Genomic DNA, 5,728 nt, shown 5'->3' with positions numbered 1-5,728 from the left:
GCCCCCCCGGCGGGGCGGGGGCGTCCTCCCCCGCCCAACATTCAGGCGCCGGGGGGGGCGCCCACACCGCCCCCCCCCCCCCCGACTTTTCTTCGTGACCACTTCTGACCAGGTCTGATCGTTCGGGGACTCCATGCGGGCGAACGGTGCGGCCGGTTATCGGTCTGTCGTACGAGAGCTCATACCAGAGCGGGACGCTGCCTGCGGGACTTTGTCAACTGCCCACCGCACATGATGCGGAGGCGACTACTGTGAGTGTCCGTCGGGCGACACGGAGCCGAATTTCGTCGGTTCTGTCGACCGACATCGCGATGGCGCATGCCCCGGGTCGCGCAGACCGCGCGCACGCCCCAAGGCCCCGACCGACGGACCAGTACGAGGACTCCGATGTCTCAACTCCGCGCCCCGGCCGCACGCGCAGACCGCCGTGAGGGCGGGCGGCACGGGCGCCCTGCCACCCGCACCGCACCCGCGCTGCCCGAGACCCATATACGGCCCCAGTTGCTGCGTCTGGCCGTACTGCCGCCCATAGCGGTGGCTCTCAGCGCCTGCGCGGCCGTGCTGTTCGTCGTGCGCACCACCGGAGCAAGGCCGAGCCTCACCCTCTGGGCCGTGCTCACCGGTGCGGTCTCGGTGACCCTGGCCGGCATCCTGATCGCCGCGGTGGCCGCCAACCGCACCGCCAGGTCCGTGAGTGACCGCATCGGCGCACTGCGCCGCAGCAGCGCCCGCGGCGAAGCCGATCTGCGGGCCCTCGTCGAGACACTGCGGCGCGGCGACGGCCCCCCGAAGCGCAAGTCGCGCAGCGGTGCGCCCGAGGGCTCCGACGACTTCGAACTCCTCGCCGCCGATCTGGCCCGCGCCCACGACGGGGCCGTCACCGCCGTCGTCCAGGCCTCCCAGCTCTCCAGCCAGGCCGGCAGCGAACAGAAGCTGGAGGTCTTCGTCAACCTCGCCCGACGCCTCCAGTCACTCGTGCACCGTGAGATCTCGATCCTCGACGAGCTGGAGAACGAGATCGAGGACCCCGACCTGCTCAAGGGCCTCTTCCACGTGGACCACCTCGCCACCCGCATCCGACGCCACGCCGAGAACCTCGCCGTGCTCGGCGGCGCCGTCTCCCGCCGGCAGTGGAGCAACCCGGTCTCCATGACCGAGGTACTGCGCTCGGCGATCGCGGAGGTCGAGCAGTACTCGCGGGTCAAACTCGTGCCGCCGATCGACGGCACCCTGCGCGGGCACGCCGTCGCCGACGTCATCCACCTGCTGGCCGAACTCGTCGAGAACGCCACGGTGTTTTCCGCCCCGCACACCCAAGTGCTCCTGCGCGCCAACCTCGTGACCTCGGGGCTCGCCGTCGAGGTCGAGGACCGCGGCCTCGGCATGCCCGTCGCCGAGCAGAACCGTATGAACGCCCTGCTCGCCGATCCCGACCAGGTCAACGTCGCCAGCCTGCTGGCGGACGGGCGTATCGGGCTGTTCGTCGTGTCCCAGCTCGCAAAGCGGCACGGCATCCATGTGCGCCTCCAGACCAACATCTACGGCGGCGTCCAGGCCGTACTCGTCGTGCCGCAGGGGTTGTTGGGCACGGAGCCGGGGGATCGCGGAGGAGCGGGGCGGGCGTCGGAGTCGCAGGAAGCACCGGCTCAGGCACAGACGCTGACACAGGCGCAGGTGCCGACTCATGGCACGGCGGGGGCGTCCGTGCCGCCGCGCTCCCCGTCGCAGGCACGTCCGCACCCGACGACGGTTCCGCCGCAGCAGCATCGGCAGCCCCCGTCGGCCGCATCGGCGGGCGGGCAGCGCGGTGCGGCCGAGGCGTCGCCCGGCGCATCGAATCGGCAGCAGCAGCCGCAGACCGGCGTAAGGGGTACGGCCCCGCGGGCGAACGGCAACGGACCGGCCCCGCTGCCCATGCGCGGTACCGGCGAAGAGCGAGCCAACCCGGCCGAGGCCGTGCCCGGGATCAAGCCGGGCGAGCGTCGGATCGTCGCCGAGAACACCGTCGCACCGCCCACTCCGCGTGCCAGTTCCGTGCGCGGCACCATGGGCAAGCCCCAACTGCCGCGACGCCGCGCCCAGGAACACATCGCGCCCCAACTCCGTGACGGCCCCGCACCGCGTCAGGAATCCGAAGTCATCGCCGGCCATGACCCGGGGCTGATGGCCGCCTTCCAGCGGGGCATCGGGCTCGCCGAGACGCAGCAGCACATGGAGGCGGCGCACATGGAGGCGCCGCATGCGGACGCGGGGCATGTGGATGCGGCGCATGTGGATACAGGCCATGTGGGGGGCGGACATTTCGACGTCGGCCACCTGGACGCCGGGCGCATGGATGCTGGACACGGGGACTCCGGGCACATGGATTCCGGATCCATGGATGCTGAGCACATGGGCGGCGGCCACATGAGTGGCGAGCACATGGATGCGAGGCAGAGGCATACAGGCGCAGGCCACATGGACGCGCCGCACACCACATCGGGCCGCGAGACACAGTCGACGTCAGGCCACATGGCGTCGGGCCACACGTCCTCGGGCTACACCACGTCTGTCCACATGGGTTGGGGTCGCCAGGACGCGGGCCACATGGACGCGGGCCACATGGACGCGGGCCACATGGACTCGTCCCACACCCCCGCCACCCCGACCAGCACCACGCACTCGACCACACCCCCCTACACCCACTCACCCCACACGACCTCCGACACCACGTCACCCACCCCGGACCCGACCCGCTCGGCCCCCACGCCCCCCGAGACCACCCGCCTGGAGTCCATGCGCCCGGCGTCGATCCGGCTGGAGCCGACGAACTTCGACACGGGGCGCCCGCAACCCCCACGTCTGCACCCGACCTCCCTGGATGCACTCCACACGGATGCACTCCACACAGACGTGACCCCCATGACCACCCGTCCGCCCCTGGACGTTTCCCCCATGGACCGGGCCCACATGACCGAGACGCACCCCGGGCCCGCGTCCCCGCCCCGTGATGTGCGCGGTGGGCGGGACGGCGGGTCCGGGTACGGCACCGACCACACCACCCGGCACGACGGGAGCGCACCAGCCGGATGACCACGTCCCTGACCAGCTCGAAGTCCGCCTGGACGACCACCCCCGTCTCCAGCGCTCCCGCAGACCTTCGTACCTCAAGGAGTCGATCCATCATGGCGAGCGAAGCGCCGACCGCTCATGTCTCCGATCTCGACTGGCTGATGAGCGGCCTCGTGCAGCGCGTACCGCACACGACCAGTGCGGTACTCCTCTCCTGCGACGGGCTCGTGAAGTCGGTTCACGGCCTCGACCCGGACAGTGCCGACCACATGGCCGCCCTGGCCTCCGGTCTGTACTCCCTCGGCCGCAGCGCCGGAATCCGCTTCGGCGACGGCGGGGACGTGCGCCAGGTCGTCGTCGAGCTCGACTCGACACTGCTGTTCGTGACCACGGCGGGATCCGGCACCTGCCTCGCCGTGCTGGCCGGCCGCGAGGCCGACGCGGCCGTCCTCGGCTACGAGATGGCGATGCTGGTCAAGAGCGTCCGCCCGTACCTGATCACGGCTCCCCGTCAGCACTCCGTCGAACCCTCGGCGATGAGGCCTTGAACGTGACGGCGGCCGGCGACGGGCCCTGGCTCGATGACGCGGCCGGACGGCTGGTGCGCCCTTTCACGGTCAGCAACGGCCGTACCAGGCCCACCATCGCGCTCGACCTGATGTCGCAGGTGATGGCCACCGGGGCGACCCCCCTCGGCTACCTCGGCCCAGAGCACGAGCAGGCACTCGACCTGTGCCGCGCCCCCGTCTCGGTCGCCGAGGTCGCCGCCCACCTGAAGCTGCCGGCGGCGGTCACCAAGGTGCTGCTGTCGGACCTCGTCGACGGCGGAGCGCTCACCACCAAGCCCCCCGAGTTCCACCACAACCCGACTGACCGGGCCCTTCTGGAGGCAGTGCTCGATGGACTACGACGACAGCTCTGACCCCTTCCCCACCGCACTGAAGATCTTGGTGGCGGGAGGGTTCGGGGTCGGCAAGACGACCTTCGTCGGTGCGGTGAGCGAGATCGCGCCGCTCAGTACGGAGGAACTGCTCACCACGGTCAGCGCCGCGACCGACAGCCTCGAAGGGGTGGAGAACAAGATCGAGACGACCGTGGCCATGGACTTCGGCCGCATCACGCTCGATCCGGAACATGTCCTGTACCTGTTCGGCACGCCCGGACAGGAACGGTTCTGGTTCATGTGGGACGAGCTCTCGGAGGGTGCGCTCGGCGCGGTCATCCTCGCCGACACCCGGCGCCTGGAGGACTGCTTCGCGGCCGTCGACTTCTTCGAGCAGCGCGGCCTCGGCTTCATCGTCGCGATCAACGAGTTCGACGGCTCGTACCGGTACGACCCCGAGGAGGTACGCGCCGCCATCGACCTCGACCCGGAGATCCCCATCGTCCGCTGCGACGCCCGGATCTCCAGCTCCGGTGTGCAGACCCTGCTGACCCTCGTACGGCACCTCATCGCCCACACCCCGGCAGCCGCGCCGAGCCACGGCGCCCACATGTGACACCCGCACACACCACGACGGAGCCGCATATGACCCACGCCCACAGCGACGGAATCCGCCCATGAGCTACGGCCCACCCCGCCCGGTCGCTCGTCTGCTGCTCACCCCCGAGGACAAGGAGGCTCCCGCTCGTGCACAGCGGCTGTTCAGTCTGAGGCTGGGGGAGAGCCCCGACCCGGCCCTGGACGGCTTCGCGGAGCAGCTCGCCGAGCTCACCGGGGCGCCGTACGCCATGGTCAACTTCATGGGCGAGAACCGGCAGTTCTTCGCCGGCCTGCATGTGCGGCCCACAGTGCGCCTCACACGGGCCGACGACACCAAGCCGGAGCTGGGGCGCCATATGGAACGTGACCATGGGTTCTGCCCCCATGTGGTCGTCCGACGCAAGGCGCTGGTGCTGGAGGACGTCCGCGACTATCCGAGGTTCGCGGGCAACCCGATCGTCGACGAGTTCGGTATCCGGTCCTATCTGGGCGCGCCGCTCATCGACTCCACGGGGATGGCGCTGGGCACGGTGTGTGTCGTCGACGTGGAGCCGCGGCCGTGGGGGAGGCCGGGGCTGGACACCATCAAGGCGTCGGCGGCGGAACTGGTGGTGAGGCTGGAGAGGCGGGCGGCGGACGGGCTGCCGATGCTCTGACGGCGCACTGACAGCGAGGCTCCGGGTCGCCGGCGCGACAGGGCGCGGGTCCTCGATGGCGACGGGGAGCGGCTGCGGCGGCTGTTCGATGCGACGACGTCAGGGTGAAGGACACGCGTGCGAGGCGGCACGGGCGGTGGTGGCCCAAAAGGAGGGCCAGGTGATGTTCGCCGAGCTGTGCAACAGCACTCAGCGCCTGCCCCCCGGTGGAGCAGCTGCCTGGCCCTGCTGGGCGCCCGCTGAGCGTCAGCGCCTAGAAGCCGCGCCACACGTTGTCGAACGCGGCGTCCTCGATCACCCGCCGCTGCCGTACGGCTTCGAGTTCCATCACCGCGTCGCCGACGGCGGCCAGCACGGTCGTGACGGTGTCGTCGGCGAGGTTCTCGGTGCTGTCGGCCGACTCGTCGTGGATCCCTGCGGTGTCCGCCAGGGCGACGAGGAGCGGTTCGCGTGCTCCCCACCGCTCGGCGGCCCGCGTCCGGGCCCCCCCCTCGACCGCCCCCCGCCCCCCCGGCCCCCGCGGCAGGCCCCGGGCCCC

The 5,728-nt window shown here is 71.0% G+C and carries 4 protein-coding genes and 2 pseudogenes; 5 read left to right on the top strand and 1 reads right to left on the bottom strand.

The window, feature by feature from the left end; genetic code table 11:
- Positions 1-387: 387 nt before the first annotated feature.
- From ACFWYS_RS09950 to ACFWYS_RS09930, 5 genes and pseudogenes are all read left to right on the top strand, one after another.
- Positions 388-2,073: pseudogene (locus ACFWYS_RS09950) on the top strand (ATP-binding protein); the annotation flags it as partial.
- Positions 2,074-3,164: 1,091 nt separating this feature from the next.
- On the top strand, positions 3,165-3,599 hold the full coding sequence (locus tag ACFWYS_RS09945; RefSeq protein WP_384765477.1) for a roadblock/LC7 domain-containing protein: 435 nt from the start codon (positions 3,165-3,167) through the stop codon (positions 3,597-3,599).
- 2 nt (positions 3,600-3,601) lie between these two features.
- Complete coding sequence (locus tag ACFWYS_RS09940; protein ID WP_093911774.1) at positions 3,602-3,973, top strand: DUF742 domain-containing protein; 372 nt, start codon at positions 3,602-3,604, stop codon at positions 3,971-3,973.
- On the top strand, positions 3,951-4,550 hold the full coding sequence (locus ACFWYS_RS09935; protein WP_384765476.1) for an ATP/GTP-binding protein: 600 nt from the start codon (positions 3,951-3,953) through the stop codon (positions 4,548-4,550). Before ACFWYS_RS09940 ends, ACFWYS_RS09935 begins: the two co-directional genes overlap by 23 nt.
- A 61-nt stretch (positions 4,551-4,611) precedes the next feature.
- Positions 4,612-5,190: a GAF domain-containing protein gene (locus tag ACFWYS_RS09930; protein WP_384765474.1), complete on the top strand. Its 579-nt coding sequence runs from the start codon at positions 4,612-4,614 to the stop codon at positions 5,188-5,190.
- 253 nt (positions 5,191-5,443) lie between these two features.
- Here the strand turns inward: ACFWYS_RS09930 and ACFWYS_RS09925 are convergent.
- Positions 5,444-5,728: pseudogene (locus ACFWYS_RS09925) on the bottom strand (GPP34 family phosphoprotein); the annotation flags it as partial.

The sequence above is a fragment of the Streptomyces sp. NPDC059010 genome (assembly GCF_042740355.1).
In the GTDB taxonomy this organism is placed as follows: Bacteria; Actinomycetota; Actinomycetes; order Streptomycetales; family Streptomycetaceae; genus Streptomyces.
The sequence above is the reverse complement of the archived record's forward strand: the minus strand, read 5'-3'. Positions and strand labels throughout refer to the sequence as shown.

Excerpts from the sequence above, each read along its gene's own strand:
- ACFWYS_RS09945 (WP_384765477.1), top strand. The coding sequence starts at position 3,165 with ATGGCGAGCGAAGCGCCGACCGCTCATGTCTCCGATCTCGACTGGCTG.
- ACFWYS_RS09935 (WP_384765476.1), top strand. The coding sequence starts at position 3,951 with ATGGACTACGACGACAGCTCTGACCCCTTCCCCACCGCACTGAAGATC.
- ACFWYS_RS09930 (WP_384765474.1), top strand. The coding sequence starts at position 4,612 with ATGAGCTACGGCCCACCCCGCCCGGTCGCTCGTCTGCTGCTCACCCCC.